General features: G+C 40.2%; 15 protein-coding genes and 1 pseudogene. 11 read left to right on the top strand and 5 right to left on the bottom strand.

Going from position 1 to position 14,209, the window contains the following annotated elements; genetic code table 11:
• The 6 genes from HMPREF2750_RS10020 to HMPREF2750_RS02105 form a co-directional block, all read left to right on the top strand.
• The coding region (locus HMPREF2750_RS10020; protein WP_186821565.1) for a hypothetical protein at positions 1 to 182 on the top strand (182 nt) is incomplete at its 5' end.
• Positions 183 to 196: 14 nt separating this feature from the next.
• Positions 197 to 1,279 (top strand): electron transport complex subunit RsxD, encoded by a 1,083-nt coding sequence (gene rsxD / locus HMPREF2750_RS02125; RefSeq protein WP_070582396.1) that lies wholly within the window; start codon positions 197 to 199, stop codon positions 1,277 to 1,279.
• A complete protein-coding gene (gene rsxG, locus HMPREF2750_RS02120; protein WP_049384776.1) occupies positions 1,279 to 1,905 on the top strand; it encodes an electron transport complex subunit RsxG in 627 nt (208 codons plus the stop codon). Before rsxD ends, rsxG begins: the two co-directional genes overlap by 1 nt.
• Before the next feature lie 10 nt (positions 1,906 to 1,915).
• Complete coding sequence (locus HMPREF2750_RS02115) at positions 1,916 to 2,626, top strand: electron transport complex subunit E (protein WP_070582395.1); 711 nt, start codon at positions 1,916 to 1,918, stop codon at positions 2,624 to 2,626.
• Positions 2,623 to 3,258, top strand: a complete 636-nt coding sequence (gene nth, locus HMPREF2750_RS02110; RefSeq protein ID WP_005696036.1) for an endonuclease III — start codon at positions 2,623 to 2,625, stop codon at positions 3,256 to 3,258. Before HMPREF2750_RS02115 ends, nth begins: the two co-directional genes overlap by 4 nt.
• Before the next feature lie 26 nt (positions 3,259 to 3,284).
• Positions 3,285 to 4,655 carry a sodium-dependent transporter gene (locus HMPREF2750_RS02105; RefSeq protein ID WP_070582394.1) on the top strand — a complete coding sequence of 457 codons (1,371 nt, stop codon included), beginning with the start codon at positions 3,285 to 3,287 and terminating at the stop codon, positions 4,653 to 4,655.
• A 44-nt stretch (positions 4,656 to 4,699) separates the two neighbouring features.
• Here the strand turns inward: HMPREF2750_RS02105 and HMPREF2750_RS02100 are convergent, their stop codons facing one another.
• From HMPREF2750_RS02100 to HMPREF2750_RS02085, 4 genes and pseudogenes are all read right to left on the bottom strand, one after another.
• Positions 4,700 to 6,643 (bottom strand): ABC transporter ATP-binding protein, encoded by a 1,944-nt coding sequence (locus HMPREF2750_RS02100; protein WP_070582393.1) that lies wholly within the window; start codon positions 6,641 to 6,643, stop codon positions 4,700 to 4,702.
• Positions 6,644 to 6,688: 45 nt separating this feature from the next.
• Positions 6,689 to 8,041 carry an anti-phage deoxyguanosine triphosphatase gene (locus HMPREF2750_RS02095; protein ID WP_070582392.1) on the bottom strand — a complete coding sequence of 451 codons (1,353 nt, stop codon included), beginning with the start codon at positions 8,039 to 8,041 and terminating at the stop codon, positions 6,689 to 6,691.
• On the bottom strand, positions 8,038 to 8,733 hold the full coding sequence (locus HMPREF2750_RS02090) for a CidB/LrgB family autolysis modulator (RefSeq protein WP_070582391.1): 696 nt from the start codon (positions 8,731 to 8,733) through the stop codon (positions 8,038 to 8,040). Before HMPREF2750_RS02090 ends, HMPREF2750_RS02095 begins: the two co-directional genes overlap by 4 nt.
• Before the next feature lie 6 nt (positions 8,734 to 8,739).
• A pseudogene (locus HMPREF2750_RS02085) lies at positions 8,740 to 9,155 on the bottom strand (CidA/LrgA family protein).
• A 111-nt stretch (positions 9,156 to 9,266) separates the two neighbouring features.
• Between HMPREF2750_RS02085 and HMPREF2750_RS02080 the strand changes: the two are divergent.
• From HMPREF2750_RS02080 to queF, 5 genes are read left to right on the top strand one after another with little or no spacing between them, the layout of a single operon-like run.
• Positions 9,267 to 9,782, top strand: a complete 516-nt coding sequence (locus HMPREF2750_RS02080; RefSeq protein WP_070582390.1) for a thermonuclease family protein — start codon at positions 9,267 to 9,269, stop codon at positions 9,780 to 9,782.
• Positions 9,772 to 10,974: a cysteine desulfurase gene (locus tag HMPREF2750_RS02075; protein WP_070582389.1), complete on the top strand. Its 1,203-nt coding sequence runs from the start codon at positions 9,772 to 9,774 to the stop codon at positions 10,972 to 10,974. The genes HMPREF2750_RS02080 and HMPREF2750_RS02075 overlap by 11 nt, the downstream gene beginning before the upstream one ends.
• Complete coding sequence (locus HMPREF2750_RS02070; protein ID WP_070582388.1) at positions 10,968 to 11,342, top strand: SufE family protein; 375 nt, start codon at positions 10,968 to 10,970, stop codon at positions 11,340 to 11,342. Before HMPREF2750_RS02075 ends, HMPREF2750_RS02070 begins: the two co-directional genes overlap by 7 nt.
• Before the next feature lie 2 nt (positions 11,343 to 11,344).
• Entirely contained in the window at positions 11,345 to 12,130 is a 786-nt protein-coding gene (locus HMPREF2750_RS02065) for a Zn-ribbon-containing protein (RefSeq protein ID WP_070582387.1), read from the top strand.
• A gap of 24 nt (positions 12,131 to 12,154) precedes the next feature.
• Entirely contained in the window at positions 12,155 to 12,994 is an 840-nt protein-coding gene (gene queF / locus HMPREF2750_RS02060) for an NADPH-dependent 7-cyano-7-deazaguanine reductase QueF (protein WP_070582386.1), read from the top strand.
• Positions 12,995 to 13,037: 43 nt separating this feature from the next.
• Here queF and tyrA read toward each other — a convergent pair whose 3' ends face one another.
• Positions 13,038 to 14,162, bottom strand: a complete 1,125-nt coding sequence (gene tyrA / locus HMPREF2750_RS02055; protein WP_070582385.1) for a bifunctional chorismate mutase/prephenate dehydrogenase — start codon at positions 14,160 to 14,162, stop codon at positions 13,038 to 13,040.
• Between the last annotated feature and the right edge of the window lie 47 nt (positions 14,163 to 14,209).

The following is a 14,209-nucleotide window of genomic DNA, read 5'->3' as shown; positions in this document are numbered from 1 at the left end:
CCAAAGCCAAGAAAGCTGCTGCTCAAGGTGAAACTGTTGCGATAAATGAAACTGAAAGCGCGGTCGAAAAAACAGATGAAAATCCAACCTCACTTGATCCAAAAAAAGCCGCTATCGCAGCAGCCATAGCAAGAGCTAAAGCAAAAAAAGCGGCCGCTGAAGCAGCCAAAGAAACAGAATAACGCAGGAAAAGATTATGTTTAAGAAAATGGTGAGTTCGCCTCATACCCATTCAGGCAAATTAACCGCCCGTATTATGTTATGGGTGATTGCAGCCATGCTGCCTGCCCTGATCACACAGATTTATTATTTTGGAATGGGTGTTTTGGTGCAGTCCGCTTTGGCTATTTCTTTCGCATTATTGCTTGAGTTTATTGTGACCAAATTGCGCAATAAGCCAAACCTAGTCTACATTTCAGATTTTAGTGTGGTACTTACTGCCTTAATTTTAGCGATGGCAATTCCGCCTTATGCACCTTATTGGGTGATTTTAATCGGTACGCTTTCCGCAGTTATTCTAGGTAAACATGTTTATGGTGGATTGGGGCAAAACCCGTTTAATCCGGCTATGGTGGGTTATGTGGTGCTATTGATTTCTTTCCCACTGCAAATGACAAGTTGGATGCCACCGATTTCATTATTAAATGAACCTCCAACATTTGCAGACTCCATTTCTTTAGTTTTCACAGGCTTAACCACTGATGGATTTAGTTTGAGTCAACTTGTTCATTCCATTGATGGAATTACGCAAGCTACGCCATTAGACAGTGCCAAAATCTTCTATAACTTGCATCAAGGCGATGAAAGCGTATTCCATGATTTTGTAAAATTACCGATTTTATTACAAAACGGGACTGACTTTGCTGAAGGTTGGTGGCAAGTCAATCTGGCATTCATGCTTGGTGGAATTATATTAATTTTAAAGAAAAAAATTCACTGGCAAATTCCCGTTTCAATGCTCGTGACCTTTGTGACCTTAGCGACTATCACTGCGATGTCAGGCCATCATCATTTAAGTATGATTAGCCAACTCTTTAGCGGTGCCATGATGTTTGGCGCGTTCTTTATTGCCACTGACCCTGTCACAGCATCTATTACACCTCGCGGCAAGCTTGTATTTGGTTCCTTGGTCGGATTATTGGTTTACCTCATTCGTTACTTTGGAAACTACCCTGACGGCGTGGCATTTGCGATTTTGTTAAGTAATATTTGTGTGCCACTTATCGACTACTACACCCGTCCTCGCGTAGCGGGACACTTTGCAAAAGGGAGAAAATAATGGGTATTTTTAAAGTCACCTCCCGTTTTGGTTTGTTATTAGGTTTTATTGCGCTTGTATGTACCGCTGTTTCTGCAGGCATTTATATGCTGACAAAAGATAAAATTGATGAAGCCATGGCTGAACAACAAAAAGCATTATTGCTCCAAGTCATCCCTCAAGATTATTTTAATAATAACTTGCTTGAAAGCGTAGAAACGCCTGAGCAAGATAAACTCAAAGGCATTCAAAAACTCTATTTTGCTATTAAAGATCATGTACCAACTGCCTATGCTTATGAAACAACGGCACCAGATGGTTATTCAGGAAATATCCGTTTATTGGTGGGTATTACACCAAAAGGTGAAGTTTTAGGTGTGCGTGTCATCGAACACCATGAAACCCCTGGGTTAGGCGATAAAATCGAACTTCGCATTTCTGACTGGATTTTAAGTTTTACAAACCAAGTTATTGTACCGGAAAGCCTAAAAGATTGGGCGGTCAAAAAAGATGGCGGTAAATTCGACCAATTTTCTGGCGCAACGATTACGCCACGCGCGATTGTGAATCAAGTAAAACGCTCTGCTCTCGTGATGCTTGAAAATGAGGCATTACTCAACGAGATGGCAAAAAAATACGCGCAATAGGATATTTATTATGACAGATTTAACCGAAAAAACGACCGCACTTGATGAGCAAAGTGCGGTTGAAAATTCAGAAGAAATAATGCAAACGCCTTCTGTTTGGAAAGAAATCTTTATTCAAGGCGTATGGAAAAACAACTCTACCCTCGTGCAATTATTGGGGCTTTGTCCGCTGTTGGCTGTTTCAAGTACTGCAACAAATGCATTAGGTTTAGGTTTGGCGACTATGTTGGTTTTAACCTGTACAAACACCGTTGTTTCGCTCTTTCGTAAGCAAATCCCTCATGAAATCCGTATCCCGATTTATGTGATGATTATTGCCACCACCGTAACCGTGGTGCAATTATTGATGAATGCTTATACCTATACACTTTATCAAGCGCTAGGGATTTTTATTCCTTTAATCGTGACTAACTGTATCGTCATCGGTCGTGCAGAAGCCTTTGCCTCTAAAAATAGCGTAGCACATGCTGCCTGGGATGGTTTTTCGATGGGATTAGGTATGGCATTAAGTATCACCGTATTAGGTGCGTTACGTGAAATCTTAGGCCAAGGTACCCTTTTTGAAGGGATTGAAAATCTATTTGGTCAAGGCGCCAAATTCCTGACATTGCATATTTATCACGCTGACAGCAGCTTTTTACTCTTTATTCTTCCGCCAGGTGCGTTTATTGGATTAGGCATCCTACTGGCGATTAAAAACCGAATTGATATGAAAAAATGAACCAAGCTAAACGAATTGAAATCCTCACTCGACTTCGGGAGCAAAACCCGCATCCCACTACGGAATTAGAGTATAATTCGCCTTTTGAACTACTCATCGCGGTGATCTTATCGGCTCAAGCGACCGATAAAGGCGTGAATAAAGCGACAGCAAAATTATTCCCTGTGGCAAATACCCCACAAGCTATTTTAGATCTCGGCTTAGAGGGGCTAAAAGAATACATTAAAACCATCGGGCTTTATAACAGCAAAGCGGAAAATATCATTAAAACCTGCCGTGATTTAGTTGAGAAACACAACGGCGAAGTACCTGAAAGCCGTGAAGCCTTAGAAGCCCTTGCGGGTGTCGGCAGAAAAACCGCGAATGTCGTGTTAAATACCGCTTTCGGTCACCCGACTATTGCAGTAGATACGCATATTTTTCGCGTATGCAACCGCACGAATTTTGCCCCTGGCAAAGATGTGGTAAAAGTGGAAGAAAAACTGCTCAAAGTTGTGCCAAAAGAATTTAAAGTAGATGTACATCACTGGCTTATTTTGCACGGGCGCTATACTTGTACCGCGCGCAAACCTCGCTGCGGTGCTTGCATCATTGAAGATCTCTGCGAATACAAAGAAAAAACAGAATATTAAACGAATAAAATCAAACGGAATAGATTATGACAACAAACAATCAATCTCGCCAAACGTGGTCTAGCCGACTAACTTATGTGCTCACCGTTGCGGGTGCGACAGTTGGCTTTGGGGCAACGTGGCGCTTCCCTTATTTAGTGGGTGAAAATGGCGGTGGTGCCTACGTACTCCTTTTTTGTATCGCGATGATTGTCATTGGTATCCCAATGATTTTAGTGGAAAACGTTATTGGTCGCCGTTTGCGTGTGAATTCCATTGATGCCTTTGGCGACAAAATCCAAGATAAAGGTAAAAACATTTCCAAATATTGGAAGATTCTTGGTTACATGGGGCTTCTTGGCGCATTTGGTATCATGGCTTATTACATGGTATTAGGTGGTTGGGTGATGTCTTATATCATCAGTCTGATGAATAACACCCTTGATATTAACGCCCCAATTACAAAAGAAGTGGCCAAAGATTTCTACGATTTACACATCAGCAACAGCCCATGGGAAATCATGCTTTACACCTTCCTGTTCGTGGCAGTAAATTACATTATTTTGGCGAAAGGTATTATTGGCGGGATTGAACGTTCTGTAAAATACTTAATGCCATTACTCTTCATTTTCCTCATCGGCATGGTAATTCGTAATCTTACCTTACCGGGTGCAATGGAAGGTGTGACTTTCTACTTAAAACCTGATTTCAGCAAAATCACACCTAAATTATTCATTTTCGTATTAGGTCAAGTGTTCTTCGCATTAAGCCTGGGTTTCGGTGTATTAATTACCCTCTCCAGCTATTTAAACAAAGAAGAAAACCTTATTCATACAGCAGTTATTACAGGTTTCACCAATACTATTATCGCTGTGTTATGTGGTTTTATGATCTTCCCATCATTATTCACATTCGGCATTGAACCTAACGCTGGCCCAACCTTGGTTTTCCAAAGTTTACCAATTGTATTCTCACATTTATGGGCGGGTAAATTCTTTGCTATCGTATTCTTCGGCTTATTGCTTATTGCGGCATTAACCACATCAATTACCATTTATGAAGTCATCATCACCGCATTACAAGAAAAACTCAGAATGCGCCGTGGTAAAGCGATTTTTGTTACCTTGATGGGGATTTTCTTATTGGGTAATGTGCCATCTATTTTAGGTGACAACCTTTGGAAAGATTTCACTATCTTCGGTAAAAGCATTTTCGATGCCTTCGATTTCGTCAGCGGCAATATTCTCTTTATGTTGACCGCACTTGGTTGTGCTATTTTCGTTGGTTTTGTGTTAAAAGACGATGCAAAAAAAGAGCTATCACCAACGCCAAATTCACTTTTCACCACAATTTGGTTTAACTATGTGAAATTTGTAGTTCCAGTGATTATTTTGGTGATTTTTATTAGTAATATGTAATAAAAGAACCGAGCTATTTAGCTCGGTTTCTTTTTACCTATACCCTATTTTGCTTCTGCTTGAGTCTTTTTCTCTTCAAGTTCTTCCCATCGCATAAATGCAGTTTCAAGCTCTGCTTCCGTATCCGCTAATTCTTTTAGCTTTGCATCCGTTACATCATGGGCTTGTTGGAAAAAGTGAGGGTCACCAATTTCAGCTTGAAGTGCAGTAATTTTCTCTTCCAATTCTTCCAATAATTGTGGTAGCTGTTCTAACTCACGTTGTTCTTTATAAGAAAGTTTCACGGATTTCGGCTTTTGAGAAACAACGTCATTTTTAACCGCACTTTCCTGTACTTTTGGTGCATCTTTTTTGACTTTTTGAGCCTCTTGCTCTGCTTTCATTGCAAAGTAATTGGCTTGTTGTCCTTTCGCATCAAAGAAACCGCCCACGTATTTATTTAATACGCCGTCGCCTTCAAAGAAATAACACTCAGTCGCGACATTATCAATAAACTGACGATCATGGCTGACAATCAACAAAGTGCCTTGATAATCGGTGAGGATTTCTTCCAGTAATTCTAAGGTTTCTACATCCAAGTCATTGGTTGGTTCATCGAGAATCAGTAGATTATTCGGTTTCAGTAATAATTTAGCCAATAACAAACGATTACGTTCACCACCTGAAAGAGCTTTGACTGGTGTCATGGCGCGTTTCGGTGGAAATAAGAAATCCTGCAAATAGCCTAATACATGACGTTTTACACCATTGACTTCAATATCCTGCTTACCATCGGCAACGTTATCCATCACCGTTTTTTCCGGATCAAGATCAGCACGATATTGGTCAAAATAAGCGATATCTAATTTTGTACCGCAATGAATACGACCACTCGTTGGCTTGATTTCACCTAATAAAAGTTTAATAAAGGTGGTTTTTCCACAACCATTTGGTCCCACTAAAGCAATTTTATCGCCACGTAAAATAGTCGTGCTGAAATCTTTGAGCAGCTGTTTGCCTTCAATCTCATAGCTCACATTTTCTATTTCAAATACGATTTTGCCAGAACGACTTGAGTTATCTAATTGTAACTTGGCGGTGCCCATCACTTCACGACGTTGGCGACGTTCTTCACGCATGGCTTTTAAAGCGCGCACGCGCCCTTCATTACGCGTACGGCGCGCTTTAATCCCTTGACGAATCCAAACTTCTTCTTGCGCTAAACGCTTATCAAAAAGGTCATTTTGCAATGCTTCGACACGTAAGCTTTCCTCTTTAGCGGTGAGGTATAAATCATAGTTACCTGGATAAGACACTAATTTCCCGCGATCTAAATCGACAATACGGGTCGCCATTTTGCGGATAAAAGAACGGTCGTGGGAAATAAACACAATACTTCCGGTAAATTCTAATAAGAAGTTTTCTAACCATTCGATTGCATCTACGTCTAAGTGGTTGGTCGGTTCATCTAATAACAAGACATCAGGATTACACACCAACGCACGAGCAAGAGCGGCTTTACGCAACCAACCACCCGATAAATCGGCTAATTTAGTATCGGGGTTTAACTCGAGCTTTTGCAATACTTCATTAATTTTATTTTCAAATTGCCAGCCGTTGGCATGCTCTAATTTGGCTTGCACTTGTGCTAGCTGGTTAAGAGTTTGTTCACTATAATTTTGTGTCAACTCTTGTGAAATATGGTGATATTCCTTTAACAAATCCGCTAAATGCTCAATGCCTTCTGCCACATAATCAAATACATTCCCTTCAGCATGGCGAGGCGGATCTTGCTCTAAACGTGAAACCACTAAATCTTTTTCATACTGCACTTTGCCGTCATCCATGGTGACTTGCTGTGCAATAATTTTTAATAAAGTCGATTTACCTGCACCGTTACGCCCTACCAAACACACTCGCTCATTCGGTTCAATATGCAGTTCAGCGTGATCAAGTAAGGGATGATCACTAAAAGAAAGATAAGCGTTAGTTAAACTAATTAATGCCACAAAATTGTCCTATAAATTCAAAATATCAATAAAAATAACCGCATTTTAGAGCTGATGATAAACCTTTAAGGCATAGGCATCTGACATGCCCGCGATATAATCACAAATAATACGTTTTTTGCCCTGCTCCGGTGCATTTCTCCAACGATTAGCCGTATTCGTTGGCAATAAACGTTCTGGGTCAGACTCAAAAATCTGGAACATTTCCGTGAGAATACGTTGGCCTTTATATTCAATACGTTGCGTTTCAACATGGCGAATCACGTACTTCCATACAAATTTTTTGAATACATTTAATGCCGCAATCACATCTTGTGGTAATTCCGCATTATAACGTAACAAAGGCTCATCAAAATTGCCGGTGACTTTCCAGCGAACATGGGTGATAAAGAAATTCACTAATGCACCAATGGCGTTTTTACGCTCGAAATGATGGTTAGAGAATAATCGTTGGCTGACTTGTTCTATATTTTTTGCCAACCAATCTGAAGGAATCGTTTTAAGTTCATCTAAGGCTTCTTGCCATTGATGTTGATTTACTACGCCGGTCACAATCGCATCTTCTAAATCATGCACGCCATACGCAATATCGTCCGCCAACTCCATAATACTGCAATCTAAAGATTTAAATTGTGTTTTTAAAAACTCGGCAGGATTTGACCGCACTTTTTGAAATGAGCCAAACAAAGTGCGGTCATTTTCAGAAAGGTTTTGCAATAACCAATTAAACATTGTGACGTCATCACGGAATAAACCTTTTCCAGGTTTCCAATCGCTAATTTTCACATAACGCGGATCAGCGTTTTCAGCATGCGGCAACTGGGCATATTGTGGGGAAGATAAGTCTAAAATATTCGGATATTTCACCACGCCTAAAATAGCACGACGGGTTAAATTCATCCCTGCTGTTTCGGTATAAGGCTCAAGTTTAGTAATAATACGAAATGTCTGCGCATTACCTTCAAAACCACCATGGTTACGCATCATATAATTGAGCGCCACTTCCCCACCATGGCCAAACGGTGAATGACCAATATCATGCGCAAAGCACAAGCTTTCAATTAAATCATTGCTTGGTAATAAAGGTTTGAGTTGTTTCTGTAATTCACTTTTTTCAATATGAAGCTGGTCTGAAATAGCAATATAACTTTCCGCAAATTTTAATTGGGAAACAAGGCTGCTACCGATTTGTGCTACTTCAAGGGAATGAGTTAGACGCGTACGATAAAAATCATTTTCGCCCACCGCATGAATCTGTGTTTTGGCTTGCAAACAACGGAAAGCGGCAGAATGTAAAATCCGCCCGCGATCACGACGAAATGGCGGTCGATGATCTTTTTCGCGAGGCGGATCAGGGAGGAAACGTTCAGTCCAAAAATCAGCTAATTGGGTTCTCATAAAAATAGACGGATAACATGGAATACTAAGGGCGCTAAAATGGAACTCATAATACCGCAAAGAACCAAAGAAATCGAACTATAACTCCCCGCTTTCGGATCAGCTTCCATACAGCTTACGGTGCCCAGTGCGTGAGAAACCGCTCCAACAGATAAACCGACCGCTTCTTGTTGTTTAATCCCAACTTTTTTCAAGATGAGATAACCAAAAACCGACCCTTGTAAACCGGCGACAACCACACCTACCGCCGTCACGGCAGGAATGCCGCCTAAATGTGAAGCCACTTCCATTGCAATTGGCGTAGTAATTGATTTTGGTAATACCGTTGCGACCATTTCAGGACTTGCACCTAAAATAATGGCAAAAATAGCCCCGGTAAACATTGAGAATATTGAGGCCAATGCGACTACTGAAAGGATAATTTTCCATTGTTTCGCAATTTGACGAATTTGTTCATACAACGGTAATGCCAGAGCAACAATACTCAATCCTAATAAATTATTAATCGGCGCATTGCCTGCCATATAATCATCATAAGGAATACCGCTAACCACTAAAATCAGTACAAGAATGGATACCGTTAGCACAAAAGTATTGAAAATCATCGATTTCCAACGTTTACTAATTTGTAGTGCGAGCCAAAATCCGAAAATCGTTAAAATGGTATAAAGATAAATTGCATACTGCATAATAAAACCTTAGTCTGCTTGAAGATTACGTTTTTCCAATACTTTTTTACGTTTATGGCTAAAAGATTGTTTGTAAAATAAATAGTTTCCTATAAATGCAATCACAAAAAGTGTCAGAATAGTACTGAGAATATTGGGAATAAGTAAAACTTTCCACTGAGCCACGAGTAAATCATAATATTTGATAATGCCCACGCTCACCGGTACAAAAGCACCGCCATGTAGCGAATCAGTAAGCTAGAACCGAAATAAATCCATTCCAGATGAATCACATGGGTTGTTAAACCTAAAAAAAGTAACAATAACCCCCAAATACTGCCTGGAATCCCCACTGGAATGTAGTGAGAAATCAAATTGCCGAGTAGTAACATAATGTATAAAATGATGAGCGAACGAGCGAGTTGAACGCCTTTTTGGAGTAACATATTTCCTCTATCAACTTTTTTAATAATAATTAAAAATTATTTTACGCTTTTTTGTTAAAATTACCCATCCATTTTAGCGAAATTTTGCGATGCAGATCAAAGAAATTCCAAATGATTAGAAAATTCTTCTTATTTTTAACCCTAATTTTAACCGCACTTTGGACGCCATTTTCAATATCGGCTGAACGCCAAATGGCGTGCTGGGTTGTTGGGGTAAGTGATGGCGATACCTTAACTTGCCTCTTACCCACTAAAAAACAATTAAAAGTGCGATTACAAGAAATTGATGCTCCGGAAAAAGGTCAACCGTTTGGAAAGAAAGCTAAACAATATCTTTCCCAGCTGGTTTTCAAACAAAATGTGACGTTGTCGGTTTCTGGTTACGATCGCTACCAGCGTATTTTGGCAACAGTTTACCTGCAAGAACAAAACATCAACTTAGAAATGGTAAAAAACGGTATGGCGTGGGTTTATCCGCAATATGCTAAAAATCCACTCTACTTTCAAGCTCAAGATTTTGCCCAACAACAAAAAATTGGCTTATGGCGTGATCCTAACCCTACCGCCCCTTATGAATGGCGCAAACAGAACAAAGCAGGTAAACATGGAGGTCAACATGGCTTTTGATTATCAATCATTTAAAAATGAATTTCCTTATTTTAAATCGCCAAATGCTGTGGCCTATCTGGATAATGCGGCAACAGCACTAAAACCTCAAGCATTAATTGATGCAACAAGTACTTTTTATCAATCAGCTGGCTCCGTACATCGTAGTCAGTATGAAGCCGCACAAACAGCACAATATGAAAATGCCCGTCACTTAGTCAAAACCTTAATTAATGCAGAAGATGAAAAAGCCGTAATTTGGACTTCCGGAACAACGCATGGCATTAATTTGGTTGCCAACGGTTTACTCCCCTCTTTGCATGCAAATGACGAGATTCTAATTAGCCAAGCAGACCATCATGCTAATTTTGTTACGTGGCATGAGACAGCGAAAAAATGTGGGGCAAAAATTCAAGTTCTGCCTATTTTGGATAATTGGCTAATTGATGAAAATGCTTTAATTGCAGCATTGAATGAGAAAACCAAATTAGTGGCACTCAATTTTGTTTCCAACGTAACGGGAACGGAACAACATATCCAGCATTTAATTCGCCTAATTCGTCAACATAGCAATGCGCTTGTTTTAGTCGATGCGGCTCAGGCTATTAGTCATATACAGATTGATTTACAGGCATTAGATGCGGATTTTATTGCTTTTTCTGCGCACAAAATTTATGGCCCCAACGGGATTGGTGTATTAAGCGGAAAATTAAGCTCACTTTCCCTGCTACAACCACTTTTTTACGGCGGGAAAATGATTGAGCGCGTCTCCCATGAATGTATTACCTTTGCTGATTTGCCTTATCGATTAGAGGCCGGCACACCGAATATTGCTGGTGTGATTGGCTTTGGTGCGGTGCTAGATTGGCTCAAAAAATGGGATTTTCAGGCAGCCGAAGCGCATGCCGTTGAGCTTGCTGAACAAAGTAAAGCGCGGTTAAAAAACTATCCGAATTGTCGTTTATTCAATTCACCGCAACCGAGTTCAGTAGTATGTTTTGTTTTTGATGGGATTGCGGCTTCGGATCTTGCTACTCTATTAAGTGAACAAAAAATTGCGTTGCGTGTTGGTGAACATTGTGCACAACCTTACTTAGCCCGTCTTGGCGAGCGTACCACATTACGACTTTCTTTTGCGCCTTATAACAGCCCACAAAATGTGGACGCTTTTTTTGCGGCATTAGATAAATCCTTAGAGTTATTAGCATGCTAGAAAACATTAAACAGGCAAAAAATTGGGAAGATCGTTTCCGTTTCATTATTCAAGCCGGTAAACATCTTTCTCAACCTTCTCCAGATGATTTGGCTCAAATGCAATCAATTCAAGGCTGTGAAGCGGGACTTTGGTTTAAGGCTATTCCACAAAATGATGATACGTTTCAATTTCAAGCTTACAGCGAGGCACGCATTATGAATGGTCTGTTATGGTTGTTGTTACAGAACATCAACGGCCAAACGCGAAACCAATTACAACAATTTAATATTCGTCAATTTTTTGATGAGCTTGGTATTGCCTCTCGCTTAAGTGAAACCCGCTTAAACGGTTTAAAACAAATCGAAGAAATCTTACACAATCTGTAATTATGTATCTGATCGAACCTTTTTTTAAATTGATCGCCTTAGAAAATGATATTGGCCAACAAAGCCGTTTGCTTAATGCAGTCATCGACCAATGGCGTTATAACGGGCAAATTATCGGCCGTGAAATCCCGCTTTATTTGACGGAAGAAGACGAGCAACAAGGTTTTGCAATGCGCGTTATTTGCCCTGAGCAAGATAGCCTTTTGCCCGAGAACAATAACCAAACTGTAAATCTGGCGATGGAAAATGCTGAAAAGAGCGGTCTAAATTTTCAAGGTTTTCAAATTATTGCCGATGATTTAAATGCAGACAGCACTGCAGAATGCAGCCATCCAGCATGGCAGATACTTTATACCACACATTTGCAATCTTGCTCGCCATTACATAGCGGAGATGATTTCTCCCCAATTCCGCTCTATAAACAGCTAAAAAATCAACCGCACTTAAGCCAAGATTTGATTAAATGGCAGGAAAATTGGCAGGCCTGCGATCAGTTGCAAATGAATGGTTCGGCTTTAGAAAAAGAAGCATTAAATGAAATCTCCGAGGTTAATAGCACGCTCAGCAAACATGGACGCTACCTTGCTGCTGAAATCGAAAAAGAAAACGGCATACCGACCTATTATTATTTATACCGTGTCGGTGGCCATTCTTTAGAATCGGAACAACAACGCAGTTGCCCGCAATGTGGTAGCGATTGGGCATTAGACGCACCACTATTTGATGTAATTTACTTTAAATGCGACCAATGTCGATTAGTCTCGAATGTGTCGTGGAATTTTTTATAACGCTTTCGTCATTTAGGAAAACAAATGAACTATCAAGATAAAAGCCTTCAATCTTTAAAACTCGGTCAAGCAACAGAATATGCGGCAAATTATGACCGCACTTTGTTACAACCCGTGCCTCGTAAACTCAATCGTGATGGCTTAGGCATTACCGAACAACAGCCTTTTACCCAAGGCGCTGATATTTGGACGGCCTATGAAATTTCTTGGTTAAATCCAAAAGGTTTGCCACAAGTGGCTATTGCCGATGTGGAAATTGATTATTGCAGTGAAAATTTAATTGAATCAAAAAGCTTTAAACTCTATTTAAACAGTTTTAACCAAAGTAAATTTGCTGATTTTGCTAGCGTAGAACGCACTATGCGAGAAGATCTAAGTGCTTGTGCTCAAGGCGAGGTCAAAGTACGTTTACATCCATTATCCCACTATCAAGGACAACGTATTGATACGTTAACGGGTGATTGCGTTGACGAACAGGATATTGAAATCCACAGCTACGAATTTGATGCAGACATTTTGCAAAATTGCACGTCCGATAACGTGGTGGAAGAAAACTTAGTCAGCCATTTATTGAAATCTAACTGTCTTATCACCAGTCAGCCGGATTGGGGAACCGTGCAAATTCATTATGTGGGCAAACAAATCGATCGCGAAAAACTTCTCCGTTATATCGTTTCTTTCCGTCAACATAATGAGTTTCACGAGCAGTGTGTTGAGCGTATTTTCTGTGATTTGATGCATTACGCCAAACCAGAAAAACTCACCGTCTATGCGCGTTATACGCGCCGTGGTGGATTGGATATTAATCCATTCCGTTCTAACTTCGAGGACATTCCACAAAATTTACGTTTGGCAAGACAATAAACCACAAAATAAAAGTGCGGTGAAAATCAACCGCACTTTTGCTTTATACGTGACGTAAATCATGAGCTTGTTGCAATAACTGGCGACTTTCTTGTAAAAATTGATCGGAATATTCCCCAAACCATTCTCTCACCTGATGGAAAGCATCAATAAACCCTTGTCGATCGCCTTTTTCAAAAAATTGTAACGCTTCTTCATACGTTTGTTTCAAGCTTTCAATCACGTCTAAATTTTCTGGCTTATCCATAATAATATCGGCATAAAGTGTCGCATCTTGGGCAAATAGACGACCAATCATGGCTAATTCCAAACGGTAAATCGGGGAAGATAATGCCAATAAATTGCTTAAATTGACAGGCTGTTTAGAAAGATGCAGACCATTCGCAAAAGTAGAAAAGTGACGTAATGCTTGAATGTACGTCATATTGTGATCATGCTCTGCAGCATCAATTTGATAAATTTTTGCACCCCAGATTTGAATTTGCTCTAACAACCATTCATAACGCTCACTAAAGCGCCCATCACAACGCACAACCACTTGTTTTGCCATACTCGCAATATCGGGACCAAACATTGGATGCAGCCCAACCACTGCCCCTTTATGCACGTCTAACATTTTAGCCAAGGGTGCACGTTTCACGGAGGTGAGATCCGCCAGCAGCATATTTTCCGTTAAATAGGGTTTTAAACGTTCTATTGTTTCTAACGTGTGATCAATCGGTACTGAGACAATAACAACATCCGCATTCGTTAAAATGCGTTCTGCCACATCCCAATCATCTCGGTCTAAAATAGAAATAGGATAACCAGAAGCACGCAAATAACGGGCAAATAACTGCCCCATTTTTCCGTAACCGCCGACAATAACAATTTTGTTAATGGCTGGATTCAGGGTTTTAAAACCAAATTGATTTTCATTGGAATACGATTCACGCATGAAACGACGCAGCACATCTTCAATAAGCTCTGGAGAAATCCCCGCTTTAGCCGCTTCTTCTCGGCGAGCTTGTAACATCGCTAATTCACGCTCTGGCGCATAAATCGGCAAACCTTTTTCGTGCTTAACTTCTCCTACCTGGCTTACCAGTTCAAGGCGTTTAGCAAAAAGTTGAATTAGTTCACGATCGAGCGCATCAATTTCCTGACGTAAATGGTTAAGGACATCCATAATTCACCTGTAATATCTTATTTACATAGATTGCAATTAAAAGGTTA

The sequence above is a fragment of the Haemophilus sp. HMSC066D02 genome (assembly GCF_001810545.1).
Lineage (GTDB): Bacteria > Pseudomonadota > Gammaproteobacteria > Enterobacterales > Pasteurellaceae > Haemophilus_D.
The sequence above is the reverse complement of the archived record's forward strand: the minus strand, read 5'-3'. Positions and strand labels throughout refer to the sequence as shown.